Annotated in this window: 14 protein-coding genes; 11 read left to right on the top strand and 3 right to left on the bottom strand. The window is 67.4% G+C overall.

What is annotated here, in order from left to right; all coding sequences use genetic code 11:
• Positions 1–8: 8 nt before the first annotated feature.
• A complete protein-coding gene (locus VER16_RS16830) occupies positions 9–1,136 on the top strand; it encodes an NAD(P)-dependent alcohol dehydrogenase (RefSeq protein ID WP_324809906.1) in 1,128 nt (375 codons plus the stop codon).
• Between the two features lie 358 nt (positions 1,137–1,494).
• The gene (locus VER16_RS16825) at positions 1,495–2,583 is read left to right on the top strand and encodes a helix-turn-helix domain-containing protein (RefSeq protein WP_324809903.1); all 1,089 of its coding nucleotides are present in this window, start codon (positions 1,495–1,497) and stop codon (positions 2,581–2,583) included.
• Between the two features lie 39 nt (positions 2,584–2,622).
• Here VER16_RS16825 and VER16_RS16820 read toward each other — a convergent pair whose 3' ends face one another.
• The gene (locus VER16_RS16820; protein WP_010481366.1) at positions 2,623–3,105 is read right to left on the bottom strand and encodes a YajQ family cyclic di-GMP-binding protein; all 483 of its coding nucleotides are present in this window, start codon (positions 3,103–3,105) and stop codon (positions 2,623–2,625) included.
• Between the two features lie 152 nt (positions 3,106–3,257).
• Here VER16_RS16820 and VER16_RS16815 point away from each other — a divergent pair, with 152 nt between their 5' ends.
• The 5 genes from VER16_RS16815 (at position 3,258) to VER16_RS16795 (ending at position 6,813) form a co-directional block, all read left to right on the top strand.
• On the top strand, positions 3,258–4,154 hold the full coding sequence (locus VER16_RS16815) for a DMT family transporter (RefSeq protein WP_324809897.1): 897 nt from the start codon (positions 3,258–3,260) through the stop codon (positions 4,152–4,154).
• Positions 4,155–4,373: 219 nt separating this feature from the next.
• On the top strand, positions 4,374–5,381 hold the full coding sequence (locus VER16_RS16810; protein ID WP_324809894.1) for a methionine ABC transporter ATP-binding protein: 1,008 nt from the start codon (positions 4,374–4,376) through the stop codon (positions 5,379–5,381).
• Positions 5,378–6,067, top strand: a complete 690-nt coding sequence (locus VER16_RS16805; protein ID WP_324809891.1) for a methionine ABC transporter permease — start codon at positions 5,378–5,380, stop codon at positions 6,065–6,067. Before VER16_RS16810 ends, VER16_RS16805 begins: the two co-directional genes overlap by 4 nt.
• 157 nt (positions 6,068–6,224) lie before the next feature.
• Positions 6,225–6,503, top strand: coding sequence for a type II toxin-antitoxin system RelE/ParE family toxin (locus tag VER16_RS16800; RefSeq protein ID WP_324810114.1), 279 nt, complete (start codon positions 6,225–6,227; stop codon positions 6,501–6,503).
• Positions 6,504–6,513: 10 nt separating this feature from the next.
• Entirely contained in the window at positions 6,514–6,813 is a 300-nt protein-coding gene (locus VER16_RS16795) for a HigA family addiction module antitoxin (RefSeq protein WP_200752698.1), read from the top strand.
• Between the two features lie 40 nt (positions 6,814–6,853).
• Here the strand turns inward: VER16_RS16795 and VER16_RS16790 are convergent, their stop codons facing one another.
• Positions 6,854–7,456: a lipocalin family protein gene (locus tag VER16_RS16790; protein WP_116865473.1), complete on the bottom strand. Its 603-nt coding sequence runs from the start codon at positions 7,454–7,456 to the stop codon at positions 6,854–6,856.
• Between the two features lie 125 nt (positions 7,457–7,581).
• On the opposite strand from VER16_RS16790, the gene VER16_RS16785 reads away from it, so the two are divergent.
• Together VER16_RS16785 and VER16_RS16780 are read left to right on the top strand one after the other, a co-directional pair.
• Positions 7,582–7,896, top strand: a complete 315-nt coding sequence (locus tag VER16_RS16785; RefSeq protein ID WP_324809882.1) for a hypothetical protein — start codon at positions 7,582–7,584, stop codon at positions 7,894–7,896.
• 69 nt (positions 7,897–7,965) lie between these two features.
• Positions 7,966–10,062 (top strand): prolyl oligopeptidase family serine peptidase, encoded by a 2,097-nt coding sequence (locus tag VER16_RS16780; protein WP_324809879.1) that lies wholly within the window; start codon positions 7,966–7,968, stop codon positions 10,060–10,062.
• A 117-nt stretch (positions 10,063–10,179) separates the two neighbouring features.
• Here the strand turns inward: VER16_RS16780 and VER16_RS16775 are convergent, their stop codons facing one another.
• On the bottom strand, positions 10,180–11,367 hold the full coding sequence (locus tag VER16_RS16775; protein ID WP_324809876.1) for a pyridoxal phosphate-dependent aminotransferase: 1,188 nt from the start codon (positions 11,365–11,367) through the stop codon (positions 10,180–10,182).
• A 129-nt stretch (positions 11,368–11,496) separates the two neighbouring features.
• Between VER16_RS16775 and VER16_RS16770 the strand changes: the two genes are divergently transcribed.
• Together VER16_RS16770 and VER16_RS16765 are read left to right on the top strand one after the other, a co-directional pair.
• Complete coding sequence (locus tag VER16_RS16770; protein ID WP_324809873.1) at positions 11,497–13,608, top strand: S9 family peptidase; 2,112 nt, start codon at positions 11,497–11,499, stop codon at positions 13,606–13,608.
• Between the two features lie 54 nt (positions 13,609–13,662).
• On the top strand, positions 13,663–14,085 hold the full coding sequence (locus VER16_RS16765; protein WP_324809870.1) for a YbaN family protein: 423 nt from the start codon (positions 13,663–13,665) through the stop codon (positions 14,083–14,085).
• Positions 14,086–14,193 lie beyond the last annotated feature (108 nt).

The raw sequence follows: 14,193 nt of genomic DNA, 5'->3' as shown, positions 1-14,193 counted from the left end.
CCATCACGATGAACAACAACACCGCAACACGTGAGATCACCGCCGCCGTGGTGCGCGGCAAGGAACAGCCCTTCGTCATCGAGCAGGCGCGACTGCGTGGCCCACAGGACGACGAGGTACGGGTGAAGGTGGTGGCCACCGGCCTCTGCCACACCGACCTGATCGTGCGCGACCAGTACTACCCGGTGCCGCTGCCGGCGGTGCTCGGCCATGAAGGCGCCGGCATCGTCGAAGCCGTAGGCCCGAACGTGCGCGACCTGAAGGTGGGTGACCACGTGGTGCTGACCTACGGCGCCTGCGGCCACTGCAATCCCTGCCGCGGTGGCCACGGTGCCTACTGCAAGGATTTCTTCGGGCTCAACTTCGGCGGCGACGATGGCCACGGCCATACCGCAATCACCGATGCGCAGGGCCAGCCGCTGCACGATCATTTCTTCGCGCAGTCCTCGTTCGCCACCTTCGCCATCGCGCGCGAGATCAACGCGATCAAGGTGCCCGACGATGCGCCGCTGGAGTTGCTGGGCCCGCTGGGCTGCGGTATCCAGACCGGTGCCGGTGCGGTGCTCAATTCGCTGAAGGTACGTTCGGGCAGCAGCTTTGCCAGCTACGGTGCCGGTGCGGTGGGCCTGAGTGCGGTGATGGCGGCGAAAGTGGCCGGTGCCACCACGATCATCGCCATCGATGTGGTGCCGTCGCGCCTGGAGCTGGCGCTGGAGTTGGGCGCCACCCACGTGGTCAACAGCCGCGAGGTGGATGTGGTCGAGGCGGTGCGTGCGATCACCGGCGGTGGTGCGGATTTCGCGCTGGAATCCACCGGTCGCCCGGAGGTACTGTCGGCCGGCATCGAGGCGCTGGGCGGGCTGGGCATGATGGGTGTGGTCGGTGCGCCGAAGCTGGGCACCACGGCCAGTTTCGATGTGAACAACCTGCTGCTGGGCGGGCGCAGCATCCGCGGCATCGTCGAAGGTGACAGCGTGCCGCAGGTGTTCATTCCGCAGCTGGTGACGCTGTTCCAGCAGGGCCGCTTCCCGTTCGACAAGCTGGTGAAGTTCTATCCGCTGGAGCAGATCAACCAGGCGGCCGAGGACAGCACGCGCGGGGTCACCCTGAAGCCGATCCTGCGGATCGCGGCGTAACGGGCATCGGTAGTGCCGGCCGCTGGCCGGCAACATCAAAAGCCGGCTATCCGTGGGATGGCGGGGTGGGTCCGGTTGCGGGGGACGCCGTGAATCCGTCCATGGAGGCTCGGTCGCGCCATCCATGGCGCTCACGCCCCCGCAACCGGACCCACCCCGCCTTCGACAGTTTCCCGCGAGCTGTCGGGAGGGCATCACTGCTCTGGTGGGTGCCGACCGTTGGTCGGCACGGGGTCGGAGCCGTTTTCCACCGGAAAACGGCTCCAACCCCTTGTTTGAACGGGTCTTTAAACGGGAAACATTCCGTTGCCAGGACGTAACGCGGCCATGCCGTGCGCGGGTGTACTCTGCTTCCATGATGGCCACGACAGTCGGGCAACAACAGCTGGTCGCCGCGCGTGCTGCGTTCGCGGAAGGCGATGTGCAGTCCCTGGCGGTGTTGCCGCTGCCGCTGCAGCATTCCTGGCAACGTTCGCGCGCGGCCGGGGTGCAGCCGGGGCAGGAGCCTTACTACCCGCCGCTGCAGGGCGATGGCCTGCGCCTGCGCGATCCCGAAGACCGCCGGCTCGCGCGCTGCGTGCAACCCGAACTGGAACAGCTATGGGCTGCCTTCGGTGGGCGTGGTTGGACGATGTTCTGCGCCAACCGCGAGGGCCTGGTGATTGCCCAGCAGGCGCATGGCCTGGAGGATGCACCGCTGCTGCGGCCGATCCAGGTCGGGCGGCGGCTGGGTGAGGCCGAGATCGGCACCACGGCGCCAGCGGTCAGCTTGGCCGATGACGTGCCCGCGCTGGTGCGTGGCAACGAACATTACCTGCAGCGCTTCGCGCCGGTGTTCTGCCTGAGCGAACCGTTGCACGACCTCGATGGCCAGGTCTGCGGGGCGATCGACATCACCGGGCTGGGCGAGCGTGATCCGGCGCTGCTGCAGGGCTACTTCCGGCAGGCCGCGCTGGCCAGCGAGAACCGTTTGTTCCAGGGCCTGGCCGATGTGCACCTGCTGGCCGTGCAGCACGATCCGCGCTGGCTGGCCACGCCGCTGCAGGGGCTGCTGGCGGTGCAGGATGACGGGCAGCTGCGCGCGGCCAACCGGGTGGCACGCCGCCTGCTGGGCCTGCCGCGCCGCGGGCCATTGCCGCTGCTGTCGATGGAGACGGTGTTTGCCGGTGCCAGCGCGGCGCAACGGCGTCGGCTGCTGCAGCCGGGGCCGGCGCACCGGGTGCGGCTGGGCGAGGGCAATGCGGTGTACCTGCAGCACCTGCGCGCACCACGTGCACCGCGCACACGGGTAGCGGTGCACGTGGTGGCGGCCGCAGACCTGCCATTGCGCCAGCAGCAGCGCGAAGCCGCACGGCGGGCGGCGCAGGCGGCCGAAGGCAATCTCAGCCTGGCCGCCCGCCAGCTGGGTATCTCGCGCACCACGTTGTACAAGCTGCTGCGCGATTGACGTTGCAGCGCGCCGGGCCATGCCCGGCGACGGCATCCATCAATCGCGGAAGTTGTTGAACTGCAGCGGCAGTTCGAACTTGCCGGCCTTCAGCACCGCGATGGCGTCCTGCAGGTCGTCGCGCTTCTTGCCCTGCACGCGCAGCTTGTCGCCGTTGATCTGGCTTTCCACCTTCAGCTTCGCTTCCTTCAGGGCAGCGGCGATCTTCTTGGCGATCTTCTGCTCGATGCCCTGCTTGACGGTGATCTTCTGCCGGGCCTGGGCCAGGTTGGTTTCGATGTCGCCGAACTCCAGGCTCAGCACGTCGATGCCGCGCGCGGCCAGGCGCGCGCGCAGGATGTCGTTCATCTGCTTGAGCTGGAATTCGGTCGGTGCGGTCTGGTTGATCACATCGCCATCGCGCTCGAACTTCGCGTCCACGCCCTTGAAGTCGAAGCGGGTGGCCAGTTCGCGGTTGGCCTGGTCGATGGCGTTGGTCAGTTCATGGGTGTCGACTTCGGACACGACGTCGAAGGAAGGCATGGGCGTGGCTCCGCGGAATTCAGTGGCCACCATTCTATCGCGTGGGCCCCGGGGTGTTTGTAGAGTCGAGCCATGCTCGACTGCCCGTGCCGGTGCTGCCAGTCGAGCATGGCTCGACTCTACAGACGGCGATTGCCGGGCGATAATGGGCCATGAACGCGCAACGCTCCCCTTCGCGCGCGGTGGCCTGGATGGTCGCCGCCGTGGCCTGCTTCTCGCTGATGGACGCCGGCATGAAACAGCTGTCGTCCAGCTACCCGTCGCTGGAAGTCACCTTCCTGCGTGGGGCGGCCTCGCTGCCCTTCGTGCTGGTGTGGGTGCTGGCCAGCGCCGGCCCGCGCTCGCTCATTCCGCGCCGCTGGGGCCTGCACCTGCTGCGTGGCGGCCTGGGCATGGCGATGATCGGTTGCTTTGTATACGCGTTGCGCGACCTGCCGCTGTCCACCGCCTACAGCATCTACTTCGTGGCCCCGCTGCTGATCGCCGCGCTGTCGGTGCCGCTGCTGGGCGAGCGGGTGGGGCCGCGGCGCTGGGTGGCCATCGGCGTCGGCCTGCTGGGGGTGATCGTGGTGCTGCGCCCGGGCGTGGATGGCTTCATTTCCATTCCCGGCCTGATGGTGCTGGCCGCCGCCACCGCCTACGCCATCGCCGCCATCACGGTCAGCCTGCTGACCCGTACCGACACATCCCAGTCGATGGTGGTCTGGTTCCTGGTCATCATGGCCATCGGTGCCGGCCTGCTGGCCCTGCCGGGCTGGGTGCCGCTGCAGCTGGCGCATGCGCCGCTGATCGCCGGCATGGGCCTGGCCGGGGCGCTGGGCCAGATCGCCCTGACCCGCGCCTTCCAGCTGGGCGAGGCGTCGATGATCGCGCCGCTGGAGTACAGCGGCCTGGTCTGGGTGATCGGCTGGGACCTGGCCTTCTGGGGCCAGTTGCCCGACGCCTGGACCTGGGCCGGCGCGGCGATCATCGTGGCCTCGGGCCTGTACCTGCTGCACCGCGAGCGCCTGAACCGGGTGCAGCCGCCGAAGCCGCTGGATCATCCCTGACCCTGTCTGGCCGACCGCCGAACCCGTAAAGTCGAGCTTGCTCGACTACTTCCCGTTCAGCCAGCAGAGCAGTCGAGCAAGCTCGACACTACCGGTCACGAGCTTCACGGCATCCTTAGAACCAAAAGGAATAACATTCTGGCCCAAGGCGCAGGCGCGCAAGCGCCGGCGCTGGTAGGCTGCACGCCCCTTCCATTGCCCTGCCGGTGAGCCACGCCCGTGATCGAGTTCCAGCGCCTGCACAAATCCTATGCCGTTGCCGGCCGCCAAGTGAGCGCGCTGCAGCCGTTGGACCTGACCATCGAGGCCGGCGAAGTGTTCGGCATCATCGGCCATTCCGGCGCGGGCAAGTCGACCCTGATCCGCATGATCAACCGCCTGGAAGAACCCAGCGGTGGCCGCCTGCTGATCGGCGGTGAGGACATCACCGCGCTGGATGCCGACGGGCTGCGCGCGCTGCGCCGGCGCATTGGCATGATCTTCCAGCACTTCAACCTGCTGTCTTCGCGCACCGTGGCCGGCAACGTCGCCTTCCCGCTGGAACTGGCCGGCGTGGCCAGGGCCGAGATCGATGCGCGCGTGGCCGAGCTGCTGCAGACCGTCGGCCTGCAGGAGCACGCAGCGAAGTACCCGGCGCAGCTGTCCGGCGGCCAGAAGCAGCGCGTGGGCATCGCCCGTGCGCTGGCCACCCGCCCGCAGATCCTGCTGTGCGACGAGGCCACCAGTGCGCTGGATCCGCAGACCACCGCGTCGGTGCTCGCGCTGCTGTCGAAGATCAACCGCGAGCTGGGCCTGACCATCGTGCTCATCACCCACGAGATGGATGTCATCCGCCGCGTCTGCGACCGCGTGGCCGTGCTCGATGCCGGCCAGCTGGTGGAAACCGGCCCGGTCACCCAGGTCTTCCTGCACCCGCAGCACCCGACCACGCGCCGTTTCGTCAGCGAATCGGAGCATGTGGACGAGGGCACGCTGCACCGCGATTTCGACGTGGTCGGCGGCCGCATCGTGCGCCTGACCTTCCTCGGCGGCGATACCTACGAACCGCTGCTGGGCAGCGTGGCGCGGCAGACCGGCGTCGACTACAACATCCTGTCCGGCCGCATCGACCGGATCAAGGACACCCCGTATGGCCAGCTGGTGGTCGCCCTGGTGGGCGGTGACCAGTCCGCCGCGCAGGCCGCATTCGTGGCTGCCGGCGTGCACGTTGAGGAACTGCGTCGATGATCGCCGCTGCTGCTGAAGGTTTCTTCCGCCACCTGGATGCGGACAAGTGGGTGGATATCGGCAAGGCCACCATCGAAACGCTGCTGATGATGGCCGGCTCGCTGCCGCTGACCCTGGCCATCGGCCTGCCGATGGGCGTGCTGCTGTACGTGTTCGGCGCGCCGCAGATGAAGCGTCGTCCGTTTGCCTATGGCGTGCTGGCGATCGTGGTGAACCTGCTGCGTTCGGTGCCCTTCATCATCCTGATGGTGGTGCTGATTCCGGTGTCGCTGTGGCTGATGGGCCAGTCGATCGGCGTGCTCGGCACGCTGCCGGCGCTGGTGATCGGTGCGGCGCCGTTCTATGCGCGCCTGGTGGAAACCGCGCTGCGCGAAGTGGACCGTGGCGTGGTCGAGGCCGCGCAGTCGATGGGTGCCACCACCTGGCAGCTGGTGACCCGGGTGCTGCTGCCCGAAGCGCGGCCGGGCCTGATTGCCGCCGCCACGGTCACCACCGTCGCCCTGGTCGGCTTCACCGCCATGGGCGGCGCGATCGGTTCGGGCGGCCTGGGCGACCTGGCCCTGCGCGAAGGCTACCAGCGCAACCGCACCGACGTGGCCCTGGTCACCGTGGTGGTGCTGCTGATCCTGGTGCAGCTGCTGCAGATGCTCGGCGACCGCCTGGTCGCGCATTACACCCGCAAGTAACCCAATGCCGGGCGTCGCCCGGCATCGTTCGGGTAGCGCCGGGCCATGCCCGGCGGCGTGACGCAATCCGTCCATTGAAACTCTGAATCACCGAACCGGGACTGGCAGCACATCCAGTCGCTTGGTATATTCCGCGTGGCGTAATGCGTTTTGCGGAATGATCCGGTCCTTCCGTTGCAGGCATACCCGCGCCTTGTTTGAAGGCCACTGCGTGCGCGCCTGGCTGCCGATTCGACGCGCAGCCGAACGCAAGCTGCAGATGCTTGACTCGGCACAGACGCTGGCGTTCCTGCGCAGCCCGCCAGGCAACCGGTTGGAGGCACTGGCTGGCGACCGCAAAGGGCAGCACAGCCTGCGAATCAACGATCAGTGGCGGCTGTGTTTCATCTGGACCGAAAGCGGTCCGCAATCCGTGGAAATCGTTGACTACCACTGAGGCATTCGCCATGAAGCCAATCGACAATCGCCTGCGGGCCATCCATCCCGGCGAGATCCTGCGCGAAGAGTTCCTCTCCCCACTGGCCTTGAGCGTGAACGCGTTGGCGAGGGCGCTGGATGTTCCGGCGACCCGCCTGCACGCCATCGTCCATGGCGAACGTGCGATCACCGCCGATACCGCTGCCCGGCTGGCGCGCCATTTCGGAGGTGATGCCGCATCGTGGTTGGCGCTGCAGGCCACCTATGACCTGAAGACGTTGCCCACGCTCGGCGAGATCGAGCGCCGCGTGCAGCCGCGGGCGGCGTAAGGCACGTCACGTCCGCCGGGCCATGCCCAGCGACGCTTTCTCAGCGCACGTTCGGCACTTCGTAGCCCAGCTTGCCGACCTGGTCGGCGTGCTGCGGCACGCGCTTGAGCTTGTCGGTGTTCACGCCGTACTCGTCGCGCAGGCGCTCGGCCAGCTCCTTGTACAGCGCCTTGTCCATGTCCGGCTGGCGCGAGAAAATCCAGGCCATTTCCCGGCCCGGGTAGCCGATCATCGCCCACGAATAGTCGGGGGCGACTTCCAGCACGCGCGAATGGGTCGGCACGATCCGGTAGAACCAGGTGCGCCAGGCGTGGTTGCCGCTGTCGGCGTCGACGCTGGCACGTGCGCGCACTTCCTGCTGCGGCGCACCGAAGCCATCGCGGTAGCGGTAGACGATGCCCACCTTGTTGTCTTCGCGCAGCGTGTACTCGTTGACGCTGGCCACATGGCCGCGTTCGATGAAGTTCGGCACGCGGCCGATCACGTACCAGGTGCCCATGAAGCGCTGCAGATCGATCGGTGCGCCGTATTCGGAGGCCCCCGATGCGCTGGCGCGCGGCGACGGCGGGTCGCTGGCGGCCAGCGCGGGGCCTCCCAGGGACAAAGCCAGCAACACGGCGCAGAACGGGCGGATCGAGGACATGCGGGAGCGCGCTCCAGTGGGTGCCCAAGCATGGTCGACTGTGTGTGCTCGATCCGTCAATGGTGTCGCAGCTTCTGAGAAGGCGGCGCGCCAAGCTGGGCATCATCCCATCGCCGAGAACGCCCATGAACGCACGCTCTTCCCGTCGCCCCCCGGCTGAACGCGACAGCTTCGCATCCGACCGCCGCCTGTTGCGCAGCGTGCAGCAGCTGGCTCTGGCCGGGCTTGCGCTGGTGCTGGTGTGGCCGGCCGCGCGCGGCAGCAGTGTCTGGCTGGGCTGGCTGCCGCTGTGGCTGGTGGGCATGCCGCTGGCCGCGTGGTGGGCGCTGCTGGGCTGCCCGCTGCCATTGCGCGCATGGCTGCGCCGCCTGCACCAGCCCGGCGTGCAGGCCCGCCGCCTGCCGGCGCGGGCGCGGCGCGCGCGCACTGCCACAGCCTGACCTTCGACACGGGGGGCAGCCCGGGGATCCGTGCTAGCGTTCCAGCGCTTATGACTGCCTGGAACCGCAATGTCACGACTCGCTTCCGCCTGCCTGCTGGCCGGCATGATGACCGCTGCTTCGGTGGGGACCGCCGTGGCCGCTGAAGAAACCGACCGTTACGCCTGGCTGGAGGACGTCACCGGCGACAAGCCGCTGTCCTGGGTCAAGGAACAGAATGCCAAGTCCGAGGGCCGCCTGGCGCAGACCCCGGCCTTCAAGCAGATGGAAGCGAGCATCCGCGAGGTGCTCGATTCGGACGCCAAGATCCCCGGCGTGCAGAAGATCGGCGACTACTACTACAACTTCTGGAAGGACCAGCAGCACGAGCGCGGCCTGTGGCGCCGCACCACCCTGGCCGAGTACCGCAAGGCCTCGCCGCAGTGGGAAACCGTGCTCGACCTGGATGCACTGAACAAGGCCGAGGGCGAGAACTGGGTCTGGCACGGCGCCGACTGCCTGCGCCCGGACTACAGCCGCTGCCTGATCGCGCTGTCGCGCGGCGGTGCCGATGCCGATGTCACCCGCGAATTCGACCTGGCCAACAAGACCTGGATCAAGGACGGCTTCTTCCGCCCCGAATCCAAGGGCGGCCTGGGCTGGATCGACCGTGACTCGGTGTTCGTCTACACCGATTTCGGTGACGGATCGATGACCACCTCCGGCTACCCGCGCGTGGCCAAGCTGTGGAAGCGCGGTACGCCGCTGGCCTCGGCCAGCGTGGTCTACGAAGGCAAGCCGGACGACATGTACATCGCGGCGATGCACGATGACACCCCCGGCTTCGAGCGCAACCTGGTCAGCCGCACGCTGGCCTTCTACAACAACGAGCTGTACCTGCGCGCCGACAACGGCACGCTGACCAGGATCGACGCGCCGAACTCGGCCGAGAAGGGCCTGCACAAGCAGTGGCTGACCCTGGAACTGCGCGACCCGTGGACCGTGGGTGGCAAGACCTACGCCTCCGGCTCGCTGCTGGCGACCAAGCTGGACGATTTCCTGGCCGGCAAGCGTGATTTCGAAGTCCTGTTCACCCCGACCGCGACCACCTCGCTGGCCGGTGCGACCTGGACCAGGAGCCACCTCGTGCTGAACGTGCTCGACGACGTCAAGAACCGCCTGTCGGTGCTGACCCCGGGCGCCAACGGCTGGCAGAAGAGCGAATTCGTCGGTGCGCCGGCCTTCGGCACGCTGGCCGTGGGCGCAGTGGACAGCAACGACAGCGACGCCGTGTGGCTGACCGCCACCGATTACCTGACCCCGACCACCCTGGCCCTGGCCGACATCGGCAAGGCCCCGGAAACGCTGAAGACCATGCCGGCCTTCTTCGATGCCGAAGGCAAGGTGATCGAGCAGCACTTCGCCACCAGCAAGGACGGCACCCGCGTGCCGTACTTCGTGGTGCACGACAAGGCGATGAAGCTGGACGGTTCCAACCCGACCCTGCTGTACGGCTACGGTGGCTTCGAGATCTCGCTGACCCCGAGCTATTCCGGTGGCATGGGCCGCGCCTGGCTGGAGAAGGGCGGCGTGTACGTGGTCGCCAACATCCGTGGCGGTGGCGAGTACGGTCCGCGCTGGCACCAGGCGGCGCTGAAGCAGAACCGTCACAAGGCCTATGAAGACATGGCCGCGGTCGCGCAGGATCTGGTCACCCGCAGGATCACCACCGCCAAGCACCTGGGCGTGCAGGGCGGCAGCAACGGTGGCCTGCTCACCGGCAACATGCTCACCCAGTACCCGGAACTGTTCGGTGCGGTGGTGGTGCAGGTGCCGCTGCTGGACATGAAGCGCTACAGCCACCTGCTGGCCGGTGCTTCGTGGATGGCCGAGTACGGCAACCCGGACACCAGCGACTGGGAGTTCATCAAGACCTTCTCGCCGTATCACCTGTTCGACGCGAAGAAGACCTACCCGCCGGTGCTGTTCACCACTTCCACCCGCGATGACCGCGTGCATCCGGGCCACGCCCGCAAGATGGCGGCGAAGATGATCGACGCCGGCAAGGACGTGACCTACTACGAGAACATCGAAGGTGGCCACGGCGGCGCAGCCAACAACGCGCAGGCCGCACACATGTCGGCCCTGGCCTACAGCTTCCTGTGGGAGCGCTTGGGCGGCAAGTAAGCAGAACGGAAAACGCCGCCCTAGGGCGGCGTTTTTCGTTGGGTCCACCTATCCACGCATGGCGTGGATCTACCCATGAACGTCACGCATGGCGTGGATGCCGTTCGCGCCTGCCGGTCAGGCGCCCCAGCGCTTCAACCCACGCGCAATCCGCTCAACCGCCTCCTGCAACCGTGGCACTTCCTGCGTATACGCCAGGCGTACGTGCTGGTTGGCGCGGTGGAAGCCGAAATCCAGGCCCGGGGTGAATGCCACGTGCTCGGTTTCCAGGAAGTGCGCGCAGAACGCCTGCGCATCGTCGGTGAACGCGCTGACGTCGGCGTACAGATAGAACGCGCCCTGCGGCTCCACCTCGATGCGGAAGCCGAGTTCGCGCAGGGCCGGCAGCAGGAAATCGCGGCGCTGGCGGAACGCTTCGCGGCGCTGCTCGAAGATCGCCATCGATTCCTCGCTGAAACACGCCAGCGCGGCATGCTGGGCGATGCTCGACGCGCTGATGTACAGGTTCTGTGCCAGCTTCTCCAGATCGGGCACCGCCGCCGGCGGCGCCACCAGCCAGCCCAGCCGCCAGCCGGTCATGCCGAAGTACTTGGAGAAACTGTTCAGCACGAAGCCGCTGTCATCCACCTGCAGCACGCTGGGCGCATCCAGGCCATAGGTCAGGCCGTGGTAGATCTCGTCCACCACCAGGTGGCCACCGCGCGCCTGCAGCGAGGTCGACAGCGCGGCCAGTTCATCGGCCGACAGCACGGTACCGGTGGGGTTGGCGGGTGAGGCGACCAGCGCACCGACGCTGTCGGCATTCCAGTGCCGGTCCACCAGCGACGGGGTCAACTGGTAGGCGGTGTCCGGGCCGACCGGCACCAGCTGCGCGCCGCCTTCCACCAGGCGCAGGAAGTGGCGGTTGCAGGGATAGCCGGGGTCGGCCAGCAGCCAGTGCCGGCCCGGATCGACCAGCAGGCTGCTGGCCAGCAGCAGGGCACCGGAACCACCGGGGGTGACCAGGATGCGCTCGGGATCGATGTCCAGGCCGTAGTGGCTGCGGTAGAAACCGCTGATCGCCTGGCGCAGGGCCGGCAGGCCGCGCGCGGCGGTGTAGCGGGTATGGCCAGCGGCCAGTGCGGCCTGGCCGGCGCGCACGACCGGTTCGGCGGTGGTGAAGTCCGGCTCGCCGATCTCCAGATGGATCACATCGTGGCCCGCCTGTTCCAGCGCCTGCGCGCGGGCCAGCAGGGACATCACGTGGAAGGGAGCGATTTCATGGCTGCGCCGGCTGTAGCCCGGCGTGTGGGGCAGGGTGCTCATGCCGCCATGGTACGCCGCACGGGAATGGTAGAGTCGAGTTTGCTCGACTGCGGTTGCGGTCAGTCGAGCAGGCCCGACCCTACCTACGCCACGGACGCCATTGCGTAACCGCACCAGGAACCCTATCTCATGAAATCCACCCTCTGCCTGTTGCTTGCCAGCCTGATGACCAGCACCGTTACCGCCGCCACCCCGCCCGTTCCGCCGGATGCCGCCAAGCACCCGCACGAGGTCAAGGCGCCGTTCGGCGCCACCCGCAACGACGACTATTACTGGTTGCGCGACGACAAGCGCGGGAACAAGGACATGCTGGCCTACCTGCAGGCCGAGAATGCCTACACCGACCAGCTGCTGGCGCCGTTGAAGCCGCTCGAAGACACCCTGTACAAGGAAATCGTCGGCCGCATCAAGCAGGACGATTCCAGCGTGCCGGCGCGCGAGCGCGGCTACTGGTACTACAGCCGCTACGAGACCGGCCAGGACTACCCCATCCACGCGCGCCGCAAGGGCAGCATGGAGGCGGCCGAGGAAATCCTGCTGGACGTCAACGCGATGGCCGCCGGCAAGGGCTATTTCAGCGTCGGCGCGATGGAAGTCAGCCAGGACAACCAGCTGCTGGCCTGGGCCGACGATGACGTCGGCCGCCGCCAGTACACCATCCGCTTCAAGGACCTGGCCACCGGCAAGGTGCTGCCCGACGTCATCACCGGCAGCTCCGGCAACCTGGTCTGGGCCGACGACAACCGCACCGTGCTGTACGTCGAGAACGATCCGGAAACCCTGCTGACCGTGCGGGTGAGAAAGCATGTGCTGGGCACCCCGGCCAGCGCCGACACCGTCGTCTACGAAGAGAAGGACGACAGCTTCTACATGGGCATCGGCCGCACCCGCGACGATCGCTTCATCACCATCGGCGTGCACAGCACCGTGTCCTCGGAAGAGCGCTACGCGCCGGCCAGCGACCCGAGCACCTTCACCGTGCTGGCCCCGCGCCAGCGTGACGTCGAGTACGACGCCGACCATTACGACGGCCGCTGGGTGATCCGCACCAACGATGGGGCGAAGAACTTCAAGCTGGTCACCGCGCCCACCGATGCCACTTCGCGTGCGCAGTGGAAGGACTGGATCGCGCACGACGATGCGGTGTTCATCGAAGGCTTCGAGCTGTTCGACAGCTACACCGCCATCGCCGAACGTTCCGAAGGCCTGGAGCGCATCCGCCTGCTGTTCAAGGATGGCCGCAGCGACTACGTGAAGGCCGACGAGCCGGCGTATTCGATGGGCCTGGGCGACAACACCGAGGCCGACACGCCGTGGTTGCGCTACGTCTACACCTCGATGACCACCCCGACCACCGTGTTCGAACTGAACACCGCCACCGGCGAGCGCCGCCAGCTGAAGGTGCAGCCGGTCATCGGCTATGACGCCTCGAAGTACGAAACCGATCGCGTCTGGATCACCGCGCGCGACGGGGTGAAGGTGCCGGTGTCGCTGGTCTACCGCAAGGGCTACCAGAAGGATGGCAAGGGCGCGCTGTTCCAGTACGCCTACGGCAGCTACGGCATGTCGATGGACCCGTACTTCAACCAGACCGCGGTGAGCCTGCTCGACCGTGGCGTGGTGTACGCCATCGCCCACATCCGTGGCGGCCAGGAAATGGGCCGTGACTGGTACGAGAACGGCAAGCTGCTGCACAAGCAGAACACCTTTAACGACTTCATCGACGTCACCCGTGGCCTGGTGGCGCAGGGCTGGGCGGCCAAGGACCGCGTTGCCGCCTCCGGTGGCAGTGCCGGTGGCCTGCTGATGGGCGCGGTGGCCAACCAGGCGCCGCAGGACTACCGCGTGATGGTGGCGCAGGTGCCGTTCGTCGACGTGGTGACCACCATGCTCGACCCGACCATTCCGCTGACCACCAACGAGTACGACGAGTGGGGCAACCCGGAACAGAAGCAGTACTACGACTACATGCTGTCCTACTCGCCGTACGACAACGTCAAGCAGCAGGCCTACCCGGCGCTGTTCGTCGGCACCGGCCTGTGGGATTCGCAGGTGCAGTACTGGGAACCGGCCAAGTGGGTGGCCAAGCTGCGTGACGACAACACTGGCCACTACCCGATCGTGTTCCGCACGAACATGGAAGCCGGCCACGGCGGCAAGTCCGGGCGCTTCCAGCGTTACCGCGAACTGTCCGAGTCGTATGCGTTCGTGCTGCAGCAGCTGGGCATCGTCCAGCCGTGATCTCGACAGGGTGCCGGGCACTGCCTGGCACCCTGAACCGGTATCCTTGCGGCCATGACCGCGCCCGCACCACCGCCTCCGGATGACACGCCGCCGCCGCGCGTGGTGCGTTTCCGCTGGGCGTGGTGGCTGCTGGCCTATGCCAGCCTCGGCACCGGCATCGTCGGCATCTTCGTGCCGGGCCTGCCGACCACCGTATTCATCCTGATCTCGGCCTGGGCCGCCTCGCGCGGTTCCGAGCGCCTGCACACCTGGCTGCTGCAGCATCCGCGTTTCGGCCCGGCCATTGCCAACTGGCAGGCGCACGGCGCGGTCAGCCGCTACGGCAAGTGGATGGCCACCATCACCATGGCCGCGTGTGCCGCCATCATGCTGTGGTGCGTGCCGGTTGCCTGGGTGAAGTGGTTTTCCATCGGCAGCATGGCCGTGGTGGCGATCTGGCTGTGGACACGGCCGTTGCCTCCGCCGCCGGGGTAGAGTCGACCGTTGGTCGACTGCTGTCCCGGCCGCCGGCGAAAACCCCGCGCTGCGCGCGATATTCGAGCCACGGTCGACTCTACCTACCGCTCAGCCGCCAATGGCTAT

It is taken from the genome of Stenotrophomonas sp. (assembly GCF_035634915.1).
Lineage (GTDB): Bacteria > Pseudomonadota > Gammaproteobacteria > Xanthomonadales > Xanthomonadaceae > Stenotrophomonas.
Note: the sequence above shows the minus strand (reverse complement) of the source record. Positions and strands in the feature narration are given on the sequence as shown.